General features: G+C 75.1%; 16 protein-coding genes. 11 read left to right on the top strand and 5 right to left on the bottom strand.

Features of this window, described 5'->3' with window-relative positions:
- Window positions 1-481: response regulator transcription factor (locus tag MNZ29_RS19850; protein WP_242356442.1), on the bottom strand; the 481-nt coding region annotated here is incomplete at its 3' end.
- A gap of 117 nt (window positions 482-598) precedes the next feature.
- Between MNZ29_RS19850 and MNZ29_RS19855 the strand changes: the two genes are divergently transcribed.
- The 5 genes from MNZ29_RS19855 (at window position 599) to MNZ29_RS19875 (ending at window position 7074) form a co-directional block, all read left to right on the top strand.
- Window positions 599-1450 (top strand): 50S ribosomal protein L11 methyltransferase, encoded by an 852-nt coding sequence (locus MNZ29_RS19855; protein WP_242356444.1) that lies wholly within the window; start codon window positions 599-601, stop codon window positions 1448-1450.
- On the top strand, window positions 1447-2187 hold the full coding sequence (locus tag MNZ29_RS19860) for a 16S rRNA (uracil(1498)-N(3))-methyltransferase (RefSeq protein ID WP_242356446.1): 741 nt from the start codon (window positions 1447-1449) through the stop codon (window positions 2185-2187). Before MNZ29_RS19855 ends, MNZ29_RS19860 begins: the two co-directional genes overlap by 4 nt.
- 172 nt (window positions 2188-2359) lie before the next feature.
- Window positions 2360-3340, top strand: coding sequence for an RDD family protein (locus tag MNZ29_RS19865; RefSeq protein WP_242356447.1), 981 nt, complete (start codon window positions 2360-2362; stop codon window positions 3338-3340).
- Between the two features lie 31 nt (window positions 3341-3371).
- Window positions 3372-5423 (top strand): general secretion pathway protein GspE, encoded by a 2052-nt coding sequence (locus MNZ29_RS19870; RefSeq protein WP_242356449.1) that lies wholly within the window; start codon window positions 3372-3374, stop codon window positions 5421-5423.
- A gap of 88 nt (window positions 5424-5511) precedes the next feature.
- Window positions 5512-7074 carry an acyl-CoA carboxylase subunit beta gene (locus MNZ29_RS19875; protein ID WP_242340974.1) on the top strand — a complete coding sequence of 521 codons (1563 nt, stop codon included), beginning with the start codon at window positions 5512-5514 and terminating at the stop codon, window positions 7072-7074.
- A 125-nt stretch (window positions 7075-7199) separates the two neighbouring features.
- Here MNZ29_RS19875 and MNZ29_RS19880 read toward each other — a convergent pair whose 3' ends face one another.
- The 3 genes from MNZ29_RS19880 to MNZ29_RS19890 form a co-directional block, all read right to left on the bottom strand.
- On the bottom strand, window positions 7200-7820 hold the full coding sequence (locus MNZ29_RS19880; protein ID WP_242356451.1) for a DUF2231 domain-containing protein: 621 nt from the start codon (window positions 7818-7820) through the stop codon (window positions 7200-7202).
- Window positions 7821-8026: 206 nt separating this feature from the next.
- A complete protein-coding gene (locus MNZ29_RS19885) occupies window positions 8027-8230 on the bottom strand; it encodes a cold-shock protein (RefSeq protein ID WP_011984597.1) in 204 nt (67 codons plus the stop codon).
- Window positions 8231-8396: 166 nt separating this feature from the next.
- Window positions 8397-9560, bottom strand: coding sequence for a nitronate monooxygenase family protein (locus MNZ29_RS19890; protein ID WP_242356453.1), 1164 nt, complete (start codon window positions 9558-9560; stop codon window positions 8397-8399).
- A 324-nt stretch (window positions 9561-9884) separates the two neighbouring features.
- On the opposite strand from MNZ29_RS19890, the gene MNZ29_RS19895 reads away from it, so the two are divergent.
- The 3 genes from MNZ29_RS19895 to MNZ29_RS19905 all read left to right on the top strand — a co-directional run bounded on the left by MNZ29_RS19895 (window position 9885) and on the right by MNZ29_RS19905 (window position 12638).
- Window positions 9885-11219 (top strand): hypothetical protein, encoded by a 1335-nt coding sequence (locus MNZ29_RS19895; RefSeq protein WP_242356455.1) that lies wholly within the window; start codon window positions 9885-9887, stop codon window positions 11217-11219.
- Window positions 11220-11287: 68 nt separating this feature from the next.
- Window positions 11288-12061: a lysophospholipid acyltransferase family protein gene (locus tag MNZ29_RS19900; RefSeq protein WP_374110830.1), complete on the top strand. Its 774-nt coding sequence runs from the start codon at window positions 11288-11290 to the stop codon at window positions 12059-12061.
- A gap of 100 nt (window positions 12062-12161) precedes the next feature.
- Window positions 12162-12638, top strand: coding sequence for a DUF2267 domain-containing protein (locus MNZ29_RS19905; RefSeq protein ID WP_242356459.1), 477 nt, complete (start codon window positions 12162-12164; stop codon window positions 12636-12638).
- A 21-nt stretch (window positions 12639-12659) separates the two neighbouring features.
- On the opposite strand, the gene MNZ29_RS19910 is transcribed toward MNZ29_RS19905, so the two are convergent.
- Window positions 12660-13901 (bottom strand): HAMP domain-containing sensor histidine kinase, encoded by a 1242-nt coding sequence (locus MNZ29_RS19910; RefSeq protein WP_242356461.1) that lies wholly within the window; start codon window positions 13899-13901, stop codon window positions 12660-12662.
- 217 nt (window positions 13902-14118) lie between these two features.
- On the opposite strand from MNZ29_RS19910, the gene MNZ29_RS19915 reads away from it, so the two are divergent.
- The 3 genes from MNZ29_RS19915 to MNZ29_RS19925 are packed head-to-tail and all read left to right on the top strand — an operon-like array spanning window position 14119 to window position 17861.
- Entirely contained in the window at window positions 14119-15654 is a 1536-nt protein-coding gene (locus tag MNZ29_RS19915; protein ID WP_242356463.1) for an acetyl/propionyl/methylcrotonyl-CoA carboxylase subunit alpha, read from the top strand.
- Window positions 15651-16163 carry an acetyl-CoA carboxylase biotin carboxyl carrier protein subunit gene (locus MNZ29_RS19920; protein WP_242356465.1) on the top strand — a complete coding sequence of 171 codons (513 nt, stop codon included), beginning with the start codon at window positions 15651-15653 and terminating at the stop codon, window positions 16161-16163. Before MNZ29_RS19915 ends, MNZ29_RS19920 begins: the two co-directional genes overlap by 4 nt.
- Window positions 16164-16211: 48 nt before the next feature.
- Window positions 16212-17861, top strand: a complete 1650-nt coding sequence (locus tag MNZ29_RS19925; RefSeq protein ID WP_242356466.1) for a methylmalonyl-CoA mutase — start codon at window positions 16212-16214, stop codon at window positions 17859-17861.
- Window positions 17862-17930: the final 69 nt, after the last annotated feature.

Consider the following 17930-nt stretch of genomic DNA (forward strand, 5'->3'; position numbering starts at 1 on the left):
CGCGCGGGAGGACCGGCGGCGCCTCGCCCTCGGTCGCCGACGACGGACGGCGTCCGTCGGGCCGCGGCGGCGCGGGGGGGACCGTCCCCGCCGGACGCGCGGCCGGCGCGCCGTCGCCGTGCAGGAGCGCGGCGGCGCGGCCGAGCAGCTCGGCCATCTCGAAGGGCTTGCGCAGGTAGTCGTCGGCGCGCGTGCGCGTGGCGCGGTGCGCCTCGATGGCCGCGTCGGTCGCGTCGCCGGTGTAGAGCAGGAGCGGGACCGCCTGCGAGGCGCGCTTCAGCCGGTTGCACACGGAGAAGCCGCTCATGTCGGGCAGCTCGGCGGCGAGGAGGATCAGGTCGGGCTGCGCCTGCCGGCAGCGCTCGACCGCCTGCTCGCCGGCCGGCAGCGAGGTCACCTCGAGACCCGCCGGGCCGAAGGCGCGGCGGATCTCGTCCGCGAGCGCGGTGTCCGGCTCGACGAGGAGGACGTTCAGGGACATGGTGGGGCCGATCGTACCCTCGTTTCGGAAGGCCGCGAAATGACGGACCAGGTGCGATATCGCGCGGCCCGCAGATGACGCTGGCCTCGCCGGGCGCCCCGGGATAGGCATCGGCCGATGCCCACCTTCTCCCTCACCCTGGATGCGGCGCGGGAGCGCGCCGAGGACCTCTCCGCCGAGCTCTTCGACGCGGGCGCGACCGGCGTCGAGGTGCGCGACGGCGAGGGCACGCCGATGCCGGGCGTGGCCCAGCCGCCGCCAGGCCGCGCCCTCCTCGTCGCGTTCTTCGCGGAGCCCGGGGCCGCCCGGGAGGCGCAGGCGGCGTACGGCGGCGAGGTCGCCGAGATCGCCGACGAGGACTGGAGCGAGACCTGGAAGAAGGGCCTCGGTCCGTTCGCCGTGGGCCGCGCCTTCGTGCGGCCGTCCTGGGTGGACGCGCCCACCCCGCCCGGCATGGCCGAGATCGTGCTCGACCCCGGCATGGCGTTCGGCACCGGCACCCACCCCACCACCTCCCTCTGCCTCGCCGCGCTGTCGGAGCTGCTCGCCGCGCGTCCGGGCGCGTCCGTGCTCGACGTCGGCACCGGCTCCGGCCTCCTCGCCATCGCCGCCGCGAAGCTCGGCGCGGGCCGCGTCGCGGCGAACGACAACGACCCCGTCGCCGTCGCCGTCGCGCGCGAGAACGCGGAGCGGAACGGCGCCGCGCTGGAGCTGACCGGCGCGCCCGTCGGAGAGATCCCCGGCGTGTTCGACCTCGTCGTGGCGAACATCCTCGCGAACACGCTCGTGGAGCTCGCGCCGGACGTCGCCGCGCGCGTCGCGCCGGGCGGCACGGTGCTGCTCGCCGGCATCCTCGGGCCGCAGGAGGACGAGGTCCGCGCCGCGTACGTCGCGGAGGGGCTCCGCCCGGCCCTCGAGCGGCGCGACGGGGAGTGGAGCCTCCTCACCCTGGAGCGACCGCGCGCGTGACGCTCCGCCGCGTGCACCTGCCCGGCGAGCGCTTCCGGCTGGACGCCGGGCGCGCCGCGCTCACCCCCGAGGCGCGCCACTACCTCCGCGACGTGCTCAGGCTCGCGCCCGGGGCGGAGGTCGAGGTATTCGACGGTCGCGGCGGCGCCTGGACCGCCTGCGTCGATCCGAGCTTCGAGACGCTCGTCCTCGGCGCGGCGCGCGCGGGGAAGGGCGAGGCGTCCGCCGAGATCTGGCTCCTCGCCGCGCTCGCCAAGGGCGAGAAGATGGATCTCGTCGTCCAGAAGGCGACGGAGCTCGGCGCGGCGGTCGTCGCCCCCTTCGCGGCGGAGCGGTCGATCGTCCGGCTCGAGCCGGACAAGGGCGAGGAGCGCGCGCGGCGGTGGCGGCGGATCGCCGAGGAGGCCGCGCGCCAGTGCGGGCGCGCCGACGTCCCGGAGGTGCGCGCGCCCGCGCCGCTCGCGGTCGCGCTCGCGGCGCTGCCTCCGGGGGCGCTCGCGATCGCGTTCCAGCCGGGCGGCCCGCCGGTGCTCGCGCTCGCCCCGGCCGCGGCGAACGCCTACGCCGCGGTGGTCGGACCGGAGGGCGGGCTCACCGAGGCGGAGCTCGCGGTCCTCGCCGCGGCGGGCGCGCACCGCGCGTCGCTGGGGCCGCGCGTGCTCCGGGCGGAGACCGCCGCCATCGTCGCGGTGGCGCTGCTCCAGGCGCGCTTCGGCGATCTGGGCGCGTCTGGCTGAACGGGGCTGCGCCCGCCCCACCGACGGCTGACCGCCGTCGTCGGGGCCCCACCCTGCTCGCCCCGGCGGGCTCGCTTCGCTCGCCAGTTCTCGAATGATCATCGGCCGTCAGGCCCCTGCCGCGCAGGACCCGTTCCTTGACCCGCCCGCGGGTCGACCGTAGCCTCGACCCGTGCTCTGTCCCCGCTGCGCCCGCGAGACGGATGACCGCGCCGCCTTCTGCGGCGACTGCGGCGCGCCGCTCACGCTTCGCGAGGAGCCGGCGCCGCGTCTGCTCGACGTGGCGCTCGATCTCGATCGGCGCCGATCGCGCACCCCGCCTCCGCGGGTGGCCGCCGCTCCGCGCGCGCCCGAGCAGGAGCCGCTCCCGCCGCTGCCCGTGGAGCCCGAGCCCGCCTTCGAGCTCGCGCCCGCGCCGGCGGCGCCGGTGAGCCGCTCGCACTGGGACCTCGGGCGCATGCTCGAGGAGGTCGCGGCCGAGGACGGCCTGTTCGAGGAGTCCGCGCCGCCTCCATTCCAGGAGGACGTTCGCGGCGGCGGGGCCGCGGTCGCCTTGGCCCGCGCCGCGTCGCCTGCGCCCGCGCCGAAGCTCTGGCCGGAGCCGCTGCCGGAGCCCGAGCCCGAGGCGGAGCCCGAGCCGAGGCCCGCGCCAGGGCGGCCTCGCTCCGAGAGCCGCGGGAGCCGCGCCGAGGTCCACCTCCGCCGGGCGGCGGCGTGGCGTCGCGCCGCGGCCTGGGCGATCGACGCCGGCCCGCTCCTCGCCGGGGTCGTGTTCCTCGGCCGCTCGCTGCTGGCGGCCACCCCGGCCGGGGTTCCCGCGCCCCCGAGCGGCCTCGACGGCCTGCTCGACCTCCTCGCCGGCGAGGCGGACGTCGTCCTCTCGCTCGCGGCGCTCCTCGCGGTCGCGCTCGCCGTGTACGCGACCCTCGCGCACGCGCTCGCTGGCGCCACGCTCGGGAAGTGGATGCTGGGCCTGCGCGTGGTCGGCCCCGACGGGAGGCGGCCCTCGCTCGCGCGGAGCGCCGTGCGCGCCGCGCTCGCGGTCGCGTCGGTGGGGCTCCTCGGGCTCGGGTTCCTCCTCGCGCTCTTCACCCGCAGCGGCAGGGCGCTCCACGACCTCCTCGCGCGGACCTGGGTGGTGGAGGCGCCTTGACCCCCACATGACGGGGTCCTACAACCGACCCGTGCCGAAGGACCTCGCCGCCCTCCTCGTCGAAGAAGGCGTGGTCTCCGCCGAGGTGATGGCGCGCGCGCTGGCGCGGCAGGACGAGGCGGGAGGCGCGCTCGACACCGCGCTCCTCGAGCTCGGCGCCGTCGCGGAGGACGCACTCGCGGTGGCGCTCGCCGGGGCCGCCGACGTCCCCCCCGCGCCGCCCGCCGCGTTCGCCGCCGCCGACGCGCGCGCACGGCGGGTGTTCCCCGCGCGCGTGGCCGACCGCCACGGGCTCGCGCCCTTCGCGCTCGAGGCGCGGGAGCTGTCGGTCGTCTCGGTGTTCCCGGTCGACTCGAGCCTGCTCGACGAGATCGGCTTCATGCTCTCCCTGAACCTCTCGGCGTTCGTCGCGCCGGAGTGGCGGGTGCGCCTCCTCGTGCACCAGCTGTACGGCACGCCCCTCGCGCCGCGCTTCGCGGCCCTCGCGAGGGCGGCCGGGGAGCTCCCGGCGGAGGAGCCGGCCGCCGCGCCCGAGGCGACCACGCCGGCCGGCGGGGAGGGGGCCTCGCCGCGTGACCCGGCCGCGCAGGACGCCGCCGCCGCGAGCGGGTTCGGCGAGGAGGACGCCGGCCCGCTCGAGCCCCTCGCCGCGGCGCTCGCGCAGGCGCTCGAGGAGGTCGATCCGGCGCTGCTCACCGACGAGACCGCGCCCTCCGGCGAGGAGGGCGCGCCCGAGGCTCCGCCGCTCGGGGCGCCCGAGGAGGCGCCCGGGCCGCCCGACCGCAGCGCGCCCCCGCGCTGGTCGCTCGAGGACGCGCGGGCCGCGCTCGCGGCGGCGCGCACGCGCGACGAGGTCGTCCTCGCCGCGCTCCGGTACGCGCGCGACTTCTTCCCGTTCGCGGCGATGTTCGCGGTCACGCGCGACGCGGTCGCCGGCCACGACGCGCTCGGGCTCGAGCCCGAGGCGCGCGAGCTCGCCCGCAGCGTCGCGATCTACGCCGACGACCCCGGCATCTTCCGGACCGTCATCGAGACGCGGAGCCCGTACCTCGGGCCGTTCTCGCCGGAGCCCGCCGGCAACGCCGCGATCCTCGGCGGGCTCGATCGCGGCAAGCCGCGCACCGCCCTCGTCGCGCCCGTGCTCCTGCGCGATCGGCCGGTGTGCGTCCTGTACGCGGACAACGGTGACGCGCCCGTCTCCGCGCGCCGGCTCGGCGATCTGCTCCTCCTCAACTCGATGCTCGGGGGCGCGTTCGAGCGGATCATCCGCGAGCGCAAGCGTCGCCGCGCCGCCCCCGCGCGCCGCGGCACCCCCGCTCCCGCTCCGCCCGCCGCGCCGGTGCCCGCGCCGTTCGATCCGTGGTCCGCCGAGGAGCCGCCGCGCGCCGCCCCGAGCCCCGCGCCCATCGCGCCGCCGGCAGACCCCTGGACCGCGACGGAGCCGGCCCGCGCCGCGCCGCCCGTCGCCGCAGCGACCCCGGCGCCCGTCGCGGACGCCTTCGACGCGCTCGAGGTCGAGATCGACGACACCGTGGTCGCCGAGACCACCCCGCCCGCCGTGCTCGCCGATCGCGCCCTCGACGCCGACCTCGCCCTCGCGGCGGCGGCCTGCGCCGCCCTCGCGGCGCGCCGGCGCGATCCCGGGGTCCGCGAGGCGAGCGAGCGGCTGCGGCGCGCGCTCCTCTCCGGCATCGAGGCGCGAGCGCTCCGCGCGGCGCGAGCGCTGGGCGCGCTCCGCGACGCCGAGGCCATCCCGCTGCTCGTGCAGGTGCTCGAGACGAGCGCCCCCGAGCCCGCCCGGGCCGCGGCGGACGCGCTCGCCGCGATCACGCTGCAGCGGCTCGGCACCGACGCGCGACGCTGGCTCGGGTGGTGGAAGGAGAACCGCGGCCGCGGGCGCGCCGAGTGGCTGTTCTCGGGCCTCACGAGCACGGATCGCGAGACGCGCGTCGCCGCGGCGGTCGAGCTCTCGAGCGCGGCGCCGGCGCCGGTCGCATACTCCGCCGACCTGCCGTCGGAGGAGCGGGAGCAGGCGGCGCGCGCCTGGGCCGGCTGGTGGACGCGCAGCGGCCACGTCCTGTGAGTGACTGACGGCGCCGGACGCGCCGCTTGCCTCTCGCCGGGGCGGGTGCCTATCCTCCGCCCCCGTCCCCCGGAGCGCGAGGCCCCCCATGGAAAAGCCGGTCGACCCCGATCCGCGCCGCGCCCTCCTCGACGCGCTCGACGCCGAGGCGGAGCAGGGCGGCGGCGCCGAGCGAGTCGCGAAGCAGCACCGGTCCGGCAAGCTGACGGCGCGTGAACGGATCGACACGTTCCTCGACCCCGGCACCTTCGTCGAGCAGGACAAGTTCAAGACGCACCGCTGCGCCGACTTCGGGATGGAGGGGCAGAAGGTCCTCGGCGACGGCGTCGTCACGGGCTACGGCCTCGTGGAGGGGCGCCAGGTCTTCGTCTTCGCGCAGGACTTCACCGTCTTCGGCGGCTCGCTCTCGGGCGCCTTCTCCGAGAAGATCTGCAAGGTGATGGACCGCGCCATGTCGGTCGGCTGCCCGGTCATCGGCCTCAACGACTCGGGGGGCGCCCGCATCCAGGAGGGCGTCGTCTCGCTGGCGGGGTACGCCGACATCTTCCTGCGAAACACGCTCGCCTCCGGCGTCATCCCCCAGATCTCGGTGATCCTCGGGCCGTGCGCCGGCGGGGCCGTCTACAGCCCGGCCATCACCGACTTCATCTTCATGGTGAACGACTCGGCGTACATGTTCATCACCGGTCCGGACGTCATCAAGACGGTGACGCACGAGGAGATCACGAAGGAGGAGCTCGGCGGCGCGCGCACCCACGCCACGCGCTCCGGCGTGGCGCACTTCGCGATCGACTCCGAGGAGGCGACGCTCCGGGCCGTCCGGGAGCTGCTCGGCTTCCTGCCGCTCAACAACGCCGACGACCCGCCCGCGCAGCCGTGCTCGGACGACGTCGCCCGCCGCGACGAGCTCCTGAAGACCGTCGTGCCGGAGAGCCCGTCCAAGCCCTACGACATGAAGGAGGTGATCCGGGCGGTGGTCGACGACCGGCACTTCTTCGAGGTCGCCGAGCACTTCGCGACGAACATCGTGATCGGCTTCGCGCGCCTCAACGGCCGTCCGGTGGGGATCGTCGCGAACCAGCCCGCGGTGCTCGCGGGCGTCCTCGACATCGACGCCTCGGTCAAGGCGGCGCGCTTCGTGCGCTTCTGCGACGCGTTCAACGTCCCGCTGCTCACCCTCGTGGACGTGCCCGGGTTCCTCCCCGGCACCGACCAGGAGTGGAACGGGATCATCACGCACGGCGCGAAGCTCCTCTACGCGTTCGCCGAGGCGACCGTCCCGAAGGTCACGGTCATCACGCGCAAGGCGTACGGCGGCGCCTACGACGTCATGGCCTCGAAGCACATCCGCGCCGACGTGAACTTCGCGTACCCCTCCGCGGAGATCGCCGTGATGGGGCCGGAGGGGGCCGTGAGCATCATCTTCCGCAAGGAGCTCTCGGCCGCGAAGGACCCGGTCGCCGAGCGCGCGCGCCTCGTCCAGGAGTACCGCGACAAGTTCGCGAACCCGTACAAGGCGGCGGAGCTCGGCTACGTCGACGAGGTGATCAAGCCGGAGGACACCCGGCCGAAGGTGATCCGCGCGTTCGAGATGCTGCGCACGAAGCGGCAGGAGAACCCGGCGCGGAAGCACGGCAACATCCCGCTCTGAACGACGGCGCGCGGGTCGCTCCCCCGGGGGTCGCGCGTCGAGCCACGGCTCGACCGTGGCGTCCCCGGCGGACTGGCTCCGCCGGCGAGGTCTCCGGATCGGGATCCGCCGTCCCCCGCGGACGGTCAGTGAAGCTCCGGCTCCTCCGCGCCCGTCCCGGCCTCGGCGATGGGGCCGAGCGCGCTCCGCTCCACCCGCTCGCGACCGCTGACCGCGCGGTACGCGCGCCGGACGAGCCAGCCGAGGCCGCGCACCGCGTCTCGGCCGAGCCGCTCCACCCCCTCGGCCGAGAACAGCGCGGGCGCCTCCGCGGCGGCGCCGCCGAGGACCTTCACGCCGGCACCGTGCGTGTACACGAGCTCTCCGCCGAGGTAGGCCGTGTAGGTGGCCGCCCCCGCGGCGAGGAGCCCGCTCGCCGCGGAGGTCAGGTTCGCCGCGTTGCGCGACCGCCAGGCGGAGATCCCCACCGCAGCGACCACGATGGCGAGGTTCCCGAGCCCGTGGGTGAACATCATGTCACGGGCGTGGCCGCTGCGGAGCTCGATCTCCTGCGAGGCGGCCATGCCGGCGAGGCCGGCGAGGAGGCCCGCCGACGCCGTCGTCCACCAGAGATTCCGGCCCAGGCGGTCGAGCCGCCGGTCGCGGGGGCGGAGGGCGGCGGCCAGATCGACGAGCGCGCTGGCGGGCAAGAGGACGAGCGGCGCGTGGACGAGGGACGGGTGAAGCTCGTGCGTGCGCATCGACATGGGCGGACCTCCGCTCTCACGCTGCGGCGCGTCGCCTGCCGCCGCAATGGAGTCACGCTCGCCCCGCCGCTCGCCCCGCGGGCGCTCTCCGCTGCGCCTCGCCCCTGCCGTTTCACGGCGCGTGACGATCGGTCCCTCCGAAAGGCGAGAGCCCGGCCCCTTCGCAGAGGAACCGGGCTCCGTGCCGACCGAGCTGGGCGGGCGACTTACGTCTTCCGCACGTTCGCGGCCTGCAGGCCCTTCGGGCCCTTCACGACGTCGAACTCCACCTTCTGACCCTCGGCGAGGCTCTTGAAGCCGTCGCCCTGGATCGCGCTGTAGTGGCAGAAGACGTCCTCACCACCGTTGTCCTGGGTGATGAACCCGAAGCCCTTCGCGTCGTTGAACCACTTCACGGTGCCAGTCGCCATTCAACGTCTCTTTCGCTGTTTCGATCGCCGGGATGACGCTCGGTCCACCCGACGAAAAGGTGGACCAAAATCCTGTATCCGAAAAATTCCGTACGGTCGAGATGCGACGGCCCGTCCGGGCGACGCCCGTTGACCCGCATCAAATGGAGACGGTGGGTCCGGGTAGCTACGCGACCGCGGCCGCGCTGGCCGGCGTGTGCTCGAACGCGGAGCCCTCGGTCGCGAGCCGCGCCTCGAGGTCGGCGAGCAGCGCCGCCGCGGTCGGGAGCGCGGTGACGTCGCGATCACCGATCCGGACGAGGCTCTGGCCCGTGTAGAAGAGGCCGTTCTCGGTGTCGCCCTTCACCGCCGCGGCCAGCAGCGCGTCGGTGATGCAGAAGCTCTCCTTGAAGCCGCTCGTGCGGCACACGCAGAGCCCGTCGCCGAGGCACTCGATGCAGGCCTTCTTGCGGCCCATGTAGCCTTCCTTGCCGAACCACCACGCCTTCGAGCGGGGCGGGACCGCCTCGCCGCGCGCGAGCTTCTCGGTGAAGGCGCTCCGCACCGCCCGCGCCTTCATCCCCTTCACGCAGCTCGTGATGATCGCCACGTCGGGCTCGCGCTTGCCGAGGTGCATCGCCTTGAACGCGGGGTGAACGTCGCCGTCCGCGCAGGCGAGGAACCGCGTCGCGAGCTGGACGCCGGCCGCGCCGCCCGCCACGAAGCGCGCGACGTCCGCGGCGTCCACGCCGCCGGCCGCGACGACCGGCAGGGACGTCGCCGCGAGCACCTCGCGGACGAGCGCCGGGAGCGGGTGGCCGATGTCGCCGATGTGCCCGCCCGCCTCGGCGCCCTCGGCGACGACGAAGTCCGCGCCCCACTTCTCGTACATCGCCGCGAGCCGGCCGGAGGACACGATCCCGGCGAACGGCACGCCGCCCTCCCTGCACCAGCGCAGGATCTCGCGGGAGATCCCCGCGCCCTGCACGAGGAAGGAGACGCCCTCCTCGATCGACACGCGCGCCAGGAGCTCGAAGTCGCCCTTGTTGATGGCCGCCATCAGGTTCACGCCCACGTACCCGCCCTGCGAGTCCTGGCGGGCGCGGCGGATCTCGGCGCGGAGCTGCTCGGGCGTCTTGAGGACCGCGGAGATGGTCCCCACGCCGACGAGGCGGGCGCCGCGATGGGCGGCGACCTTGCCGGAGAGGCCGTCCGAGGCGTTGATGCCCATGCCGCCCTGGACCAGCAGGCGCCGCCCGGACCTGACGATCTCCGCGATCGTCTGGCGATCGAGGCGCGGCAGCGGCGCGGAGGTCTGCTCGGCGTGCGGCGACGCGGGCGTGGCGGACATGCGTGGGCTCCTTCGCGCCGGGTTGAGGGACGGGGCGCGAGCGGGCACCCTACGGCTGCGGTGTCACCCGACGGTCACGGCCCCCGTGGCAATCGACCGACGCGGTGCGTAGCCGGAGGCCCCTGACGCGACGCGGCGGCCGCTCCCTCGCCCGGGCGTCCGCCTCGCTCGCCGAGCGCGAGAGAGCTCGGCGCACGGGTGGCGTCTCGCGCTTGTGATGCTGGGCGATGCGATATCGAAGGCTCCCGAGCGAGCCCGCGAGCGCGCGCTCCCCCCGCGACGCTGACGCCCCCCGGTCGGTGGGATACGCTCGGCGCCCACATCATGACCCACCCCTCGTCCTCCCCCATGCCGCTCGTGGTCGCCGTCGAGATGGGCTACGGCCACATGCGCGCCGCGATGCCGCTCGCCGACGCGCTCGGCACCGAGGTGCTCCAGGTGGATCGCGCGCCGCTCGTCGCGCCGGGCGAGGAGCGGCTCTGGCAGCGCGTCCGCAGCACCTACGAGGGCGTGTCGCGCCTCTCGCAGGTGCCGTGGGTGGGGGCGCCGCTCCGGCGCGCGCTCGAGGCCGTGACGGACATCCCGCGTCTCCACCCTTACCGCGACCTCTCGGCGCCGACCCGCGGGGTCGACACCCTCGACCGGCTCGTCCGGAAGCGCCAGCTGGGCCGGGGGCTCGTGGCGGAGCTGCGCCGAACCGGCGCGCCCCTCCTCGCCACCTTCTACTCGCCGGCGATCGTCGCGGACGCCGCCGGCCTCGAGCGGATCTTCTGCGTCGCGACGGACTCCGACCTGAACCGCATCTGGGCGCCCGCCGAGCCGCGCCGCACCCGCATCCACTACCTCGTCCCGACCCGCCGCGCCGCGCGCAGGCTCCGCTCCTACGGCGTGCCGGAGGACCGGATCACCTTCACCGGCTTCCCGCTCCCGGAGACGCTCGTCGGCGGGCCCGCGCTCGGCGCGCTCAAGGCGAACCTCGCTGCGCGCGTGGTGCGGCTCGATCCCTCCGGGGAGTTCCGCCGCACGATCCCGGAGGAGCTCGCGCACTTCCTCGGCGCCCTCCCGCGCGAGGAGGAGGGGCAGCCGCCGCTCCTCACCTTCGCGGTGGGCGGCGCGGGCGCGCAGGCGGGGATGGCGGCGGAGCTCCTGCCCGGCTTCCGCCGCGCGCTCGAGGCGGGGACGCTCAGGATCTGCCTCGTGGCAGGCGTGCGCGCCGAGGTGGACGCGCGCTTCCGGGAGATCGCCCGGCGCGCGGGGCTGGAGCCGCTCCTCGGCGGCCCGCTCGACATCCTCCTCGCCCCGACCTTCCGCGAGTACTACGACCGCTTCAACGCGCTCCTGGCGCGCACCGACGTCCTGTGGACGAAGCCCTCCGAGCTCACCTTCTACGGCGCGCTCGGGCTCCCGCTCGTGCTGGCGCCGCCGGTCGGGGTTCACGAAAGGTACAACCGGCGCTGGGCGCGGGAGAGCGGCGCGGGCCTGAAGCAGCGCGACCCGCGCTTCGCGGCGGAGTGGCTCGGCGACGGGATCGCCGACGGCGTCCTCGCGGCCGCCGCCTGGGCGGGCTACATGCGCCTGCCGAAGTTCGGGCTGCACCGCATCCTCGAGGCGGTCGGCGCGACGCCCGAGGCGCGCGTCGCGGGCCCCGCCGGCGCGTGACGCCGCAGGTGCGGCGCCCGTCCGGCCGACGCTTGCCGCCGCCCCGGCGCCGGAGCAGGATGCGCCCCGTGCTGCGCGCCTTCTCCCTCGTGTACTGGGTGTTCTTCGCCGCCACGCTGCCGGTCCTGTTCCTCGGCGCGATGCTCGTCTTCCTCCTCACCGCTCCGTTCGACCGGCGGCGCGTCGCCGTGCACCTCTACTCCTGCGCGTGGGCGACCTTCTACGTCGTGGCGAACCCGCTCTGGCGCGTGTCGGTCGAGGGCCGGGAGAAGCTGCCGTGGAAGGGCGCCGCCGTCCTCGCCGCGAACCACCTCTCCCTCCTCGACATCCTCGTCCTCTACGGGCTCTTCCGGCCCTTCAAGTGGGTGTCGAAGGCGGAGGTCTTTCGCGTGCCGTTCGTCGGCTGGAACCTCTGGCTCAACGACTACGTGCGCGTGAAGCGGGGCGACCGCGAGTCGATCCGCGAGATGATGGACCACTGCCGCGCCCACCTCGCGCGCGGTACGCCGGTGATGCTCTTCCCCGAGGGCACGCGCTCGCGGGACGGACGGCTCGGGGCGTTCAAGGACGGCGCGTTCCGGCTCGCGATCGAGGCGGGCTGCCCGGTGATCCCCATCGTGGTCAGCGGGACGGGCGACGCGCTCCCGAAGCACGGCCTCGTCCTGCGCCAGCGGATGCGCGCGCACGTCCGCGTGCTCGACCCGCTCGACCCGGCCGAGTTCCCGACCGCGGACGCCCTGCGCGACGCGACGCGGGCCGCGATCGCGGCCGCGCTCCCCGAGGCGAACCGGCCGTCCGGGCCGCTGCGCGTCCCACCGCCCCGGGTGCCCGAGGCGCGCTGACGGGAGGGCGGCCGCCCGACCGCGTCTCCCGCACGCCTCGCCCACGGAGCCCGCGGTCCGGGGTGCTGCCCCGCCCGTGCGCGACGCACATCTTTCCGGCATGACGGACGGATACCGGGTGTCGGGCGGGCACGGAGACGCCGTGCCCGGAGCGCTCGGCCCGAGCGACCTCGACGGCCGCGCGGAGTGGGTGCACGTCGACGGGCGCGGGATCGCCGAGCGTCTGGAGGCGCGGCTCGGCTCGGAGGTGGATCTCCGCAAGATCCTCTTCGGCGTGCTCGTGCCGCTCCTCGGTGCGCTGCACGGCGAGCCGCTCCGCGCGATCGCCGCGCGGCTGCCCCACGCGCTCGCCCGCGAGCTGCTCGACGAGGAGGACGGCGCCGCGCGCGGGCGCATCGGGGCCGGCGAGTACCTGCGCGACGTCGCGGAGCTCGTGCAGCACCCCCCGCGCGCCGCCGCGATCTACGCCGGCGCGGTCCTCGCCGCCGTCCGCGAGGCGCTCCCGGCAGAGGCGGCGGCGGAGGTGGAGCGGCGCCTCCCGCCCGAGCTCCTCGAGCTCTGGCGCGGCGCGCGCTGACGCCTGCGCCCGGCGGCGCCCTCAGCTCGGCCGCGCCGCGCAGCGCCGCGGGAGGTGCACCGTCACGGTCGTCTCGCCCTCGACCGAGCGCGCGGCGATGTCGCCGCCGTGCCCGCGCACGATCTCGCGCGAGATGTAGAGGCCGAGCCCGAGGCCCGAGGCCTTGCGGCTCTTCTCCTCGGGTCCGCGCGAGAACGGCTCGAAGAGGTGGGTGAGCACCTCCGGCGGGATCCCCGGTCCGCCGTTGCGCACGTGCAGGAGGACCCGGTCCGGCTCGTCCCCGTCCACCTCCACGCGCACCGGCACCGCGGGATCGCCGTGGTCGATGGCGTTCGAGACGAGGTTCGAGACCACCTGCTCGAGCCGATCGGGATCCCACTCGCCCGCGGCGTCGCCGTGGATCGCGATCTCGACCGTGCGATCGCTGTTCACCGCGCGGAGCTCGTCCACGACCTTGCGCGCGACGGCGTCGAGGCTCGCCGGGCGCGGGCTCACCGGGATCCCGTTGCCGAGCCGGGTCCGGGTGTAGCTCAGCAGATCCTGGATGATGCGGCCCATCCGCCCCGCCGACGAGCGCGTCCGCTCGATCGCGCGGGCCTGCCAGCCGGCGAGCCCGCCCTTCGTGTGCAGCAGCGACGCCGACATGTGGATGGCGCCGAGCGGATTGCGCAGGTCGTGGCCGACCACGCCGAGGATGAAGTCCACCGTCCTCCGCCGCGTCTCGAGGTCCGCCTCGGCGCGCCGGAGCGTCTCGCGCGCGTCCTCGTGCGCGCGCCCGAGCCGGTCTCGATCGAGCGCGCGCGCGGCGCGATCCGCCGCCGCGCGGAGGAGCAGGAGCGCCTCCGCGTCGAGCGGGGCGTCGCCGCGCGTGCCGGCGAGGAGCGCGCCCGCGACGGCGCAGCCCACGAGCGGTGTCCCCGCGCCGTGGCGCGTGCCGGGAGGGAAGGGCGCCCCGGGCCGCGGCGCGGTGCGCGGCGTCCCGGCGGCGACCACCTCCGCGGCGAGCCCGCCTTCGACCTCCGCGGGTGCGCCGTCGTCGAACCCCACCTGCGCGAGGACCTCGAGGCGATCTCCTTCGCGCACGACGAGCGCCACCGAGTCGATCGCCGGCACCGCGTCGGCGAGGGCGCTCAGGAGCCGGCGGAGCGCGCGCTCCTCGGGCTCCACGGCGAGGAGCCGCTCGAGCCCGTCCGCGAGCCGCGCGCGCGACCGCTCCGACGCTTCGCCCTCGCCCGGGGCGGGCTGCGTGACATGCTCCGCCATCGTCGCCTCATCGTGGGCGCGCGCCGGCCCCCGGGGAACCCCCCGGTCCGCGCGCCGAGGAGCGGAGCGCGGAACGATCGTTCCGGACCCGTGGAGTCGATGTGGGGAGAGCCTTTACCTGCGCGTGCACGCGCAGGTATCGTGACCCGCTCCCCCAGCCGCTCTCGCTGCCCCGTGCCGGGTCGAGCCCCGCCCGTTTCCCCTCGAGGCCCGCGAATTGAGCCCGAAGACGCGCATCCGCAAGGTCCTCGTCGCGAACCGCGGCGAGATCGCGGTGCGCGTCATGCGGACCTGCCGGGAGATGGGCCTCGCGACGGTGGCCGTCTACTCGGACGCGGATCGCGGGGCCCTCCACGTCCGTAAGGCGGACGAGGCGGTCCACGTCGGACCGTCCCCCGCGCGCGACAGCTACCTCGTCGTCGAGAAGCTCGTCGACGCCGCGAAGAAGACGGGGGCGGACGCGCTTCACCCCGGGTACGGGTTCCTCTCCGAGAACGCGGCGCTCGCCCGCGCCTGCGCGGCGGCCGGCCTCACCTTCGTCGGCCCGCCGCCCGAGGCGATGGAGACGATGGGCGTGAAGACCGTCGCCCGCCGGCACATGAACGCGGCGGGCGTGCCCACGGTGCCCGGGTCCGAGGGGCCGATCGCCGACGAGCAGGAGGCGAAGGCCTTCGCGGACGCGCTCGGCTACCCGGTCATGATCAAGCCGGCCGCGGGCGGCGGCGGCAAGGGCATGAAGAAGGTGGAGCGCGAGGCGGACTTCCTCGCCCTGTGGGACTCCGCCCGGCGGGAGTCCGCCGGCGCCTTCGGCGACGAGCGGCTCTACCTCGAGAAGTTCCTCGACGAGCCGCGCCACGTCGAGATCCAGATCTTCGCCGACGAGCACGGCGACGCCATCCACCTGGGCGAGCGCGAGTGCTCGGTGCAGCGCCGCCAGCAGAAGGTCGTGGAGGAGAGCCCGAGCTGCATCCTCGACGAGCGGATGCGGCAGGCGATGGGCGAGGTCGCCGTGCGGGCGGCGAAGGCGGTGGGCTACCGCGGCGCCGGCACGGTCGAGTTCCTCGTGGACGCAGCGCGGAGCTTCTACTTCCTCGAGATGAACACCCGCCTGCAGGTGGAGCACCCGGTGACCGAGATGATCACCGGGCTCGACCTCGTGCGGATGCAGCTCGAGGTTGCGGGCGGCGGACGGCTGGTGCCGCAGGAGGCGGTCGCGCGCCGCGGCCACGCCATCGAGGCGCGCATCTACGCCGAGGACCCGGGGCGGGGCTTCCTGCCCTCGCCGGGCAAGATCACCTACCTGCGCGTGCCGGGCGGCCCCGGCATCCGCGACGACTCGGGCGTGTACGCGGGCTGGGTCGTGCCGCAGTACTACGACCCGCTCATCTCGAAGCTCGTCGCCTGGGCGCCGACGCGGGATCAGGCCATCGAGCGGCTCATCCGCGCGCTCGGCGAGTACACCGTCCACGGCATCACCACCAACGTCGCCTACCTCGCGGCGGTGCTCGATCACCCCGCCTTCCGCTCGGGCGCCTACGACACCCAGTTCTGCGAACGCTACGCGGCGGACCTCGTGCGGCCCCCGGATCCCGCCTTCGAGGACGTGGCCCTCATCGCCGCGGCGGTCGAGGCGTACAAGCGGGATCGCGCCGCGGCGGAGGCGTCCGTGGCGCGCGCCGGCTCGGTGGCGGCCAGCCGCTCGAACTGGGCGCGGCTCGGGCGCGCCCGCGCGCTGCGCGGAGGTGGCGCGTGAGCCGCTACGTCGCCCTCCTCGACGGCGGACGGCGCGAGGAGCCGATCGAGGTGAGGCAGACGGCGCCCGGGCAGTTCGAGGTGCGGCTGCGCGGGCGGGTGCACGTCGTCGACGCCTTCAGGCACGACTACGGCACGCTCTCGCTCATCGTGGACACCGCGAGCTACACCGCCATGCTCGACGAGCGCGACGCGCACGTGCGGGTGCGGGTGCGGGACTCGGTCTATCCGATCGAGATCCTCGACGAGAAGAAGCTCCGCATGCGCCGCGCGGCCGGCGGGTTCACGGTCGAGGGCCGGCAGACCCTCGCCGCGCCCATGCCGGGCAGGATCGCGAAGGTGCAGGTGAAGGTCGGCGACGCGGTGCGGGAGGGGCAGGCGCTCCTCGTCGTCGAGGCGATGAAGATGGAGAACGAGCTGCGGAGCCCGAAGGGCGGCCGGGTGGTGGAGGTCCTCGTCACGGAGGGCCAGGTCGTCGAGGGCAACGCGAAGCTCTGCGTCGTGGAGTAGCGAACTCTTCCGCGGGCACGACGCCCGCGAGCGCGTCGAGGGACCGACATGGCGGACGAGAAGAAGCAGCGCTGGCTCGAGGGCACTTACGGCAAGGCCGTGAAGAAGGGGCCGGAGCGGCGCGCCCGCTTCGAGACGACGAGCGGCATCCCGCAGCAGCCCGTCTACGTCGCGGGGGACGCGCGGCCGGGGCTGGAGGAGCGGCTCGGGCTGCCCGGCGAGTTCCCCTTCACGCGCGGCGTGCAGCCCACCATGTACCGCGGCCGCTTCTGGACCATGCGCCAGTACGCGGGGTTCGGGACCGCGGAGGACTCGAACCGCCGCTACCACTACCTGCTCAAGTCCGGGCAGACCGGCCTCTCCGTCGCGTTCGATCTCCCCACGCAGATGGGCCGCGACTCCGACCACCCGCGCGCGCGGGGCGAGGTCGGCAAGGTCGGCGTCGCGATCGACTCGATCCGCGACATGTCGATCCTCCTCGACCGGATCCCGCTCGGCGAGGTCTCGACCTCGATGACCATCAACGCGACCGCGGGGATCCTGCTCGCGCTCTACCAGGCCATCGGGGAGAAGCAGGGCGTCGCGGCGGCGGACCTCCAGGGCACGATCCAGAACGACATCCTGAAGGAGTACGCGGCGCGCGGGACCTACATCTACCCGCCCGAGCCGTCGCTGCGGCTCATCACCGACATCTTCGCGTACACCGCGAAGGTGATGCCGAAGTGGAACCCGATCTCGATCTCCGGCTACCACATCCGCGAGGCGGGCTCGACGGCGGTGCAGGAGGTGGCGTTCACGCTCGCCGACGGCATCGCCTACGTCGGCGCCGCGGTGAAGGCCGGCCTCGACGTGGACGCGTTCGCCGGCCGGCTGTCGTTCTTCTTCAACGCCCACAACGACCTCCTCGAGGAGGTCGCGAAGTTCCGCGCGGCGCGGCGGCTGTGGGCGCGCATCATGAAGGAGCGCTTCAAGGCGAAGGACCCGCGCTCGATGATGCTGCGCTTCCACACCCAGACCGCGGGCTCGATGCTCACCGCGCAGCAGCCGGACAACAACATCGTGCGCGTCACCCTCCAGGCGCTCGCCGCGGTGCTCGGCGGGACCCAGTCCCTGCACACGAACTCGCGCGACGAGGCGCTCGGGCTCCCCACCGAGGAGTCGGCGCGCATCGCGCTGCGCACGCAGCAGATCATCGCGAACGAGTCGGGCGTCGCCGACGTCATCGACCCGCTCGGCGGGAGCTGGGCCATCGAGGCGCTCACCGACGACATCGAGGGGCGCGCCGAGGAGTACCTCCGCAAGATCGACGACATGGGCGGCATGGTCCACGCGATCTCGCAGGGCTACGTGCAGCGGGAGATCCAGGACGCCGCCTACGCCTGGCAGCGGCAGGTGGAGGCGAAGGAGAAGGTCGTGGTGGGCGTGAACGCGTTCCGCTCCGACGATCCGCCCGTGACCGTCATGAAGGTGGACCCGGCGCTCGAGGCACGGCAGGTCGCGTCGCTCGCGGCGTTCCGGCGGGAGCGGAGCGCCACCGCCGTGAAGCAGGCGCTGGAGGGGGTGCGCACGGCGGCGAAGGGGAGCGACAACCTCATGCCGCCGATCCTCGCCGCCGTGAAGGCGGAGGCGACGCTCGGCGAGATCTCCGACGCGCTGCGCGAGGTCTTCGGCGAGTACCGGGAGACGGTGGTACTCTAGCCGGCCGGTGAGCGACGGGAACGGGCAGGGGAAGGGGGCGGGGCCGCAGCATCCGACGGACGCGGCGCC

The sequence above is a fragment of the Anaeromyxobacter sp. SG64 genome (genome assembly GCF_022690745.1).
GTDB lineage: Bacteria > Myxococcota > Myxococcia > Myxococcales > Anaeromyxobacteraceae > Anaeromyxobacter > Anaeromyxobacter soli.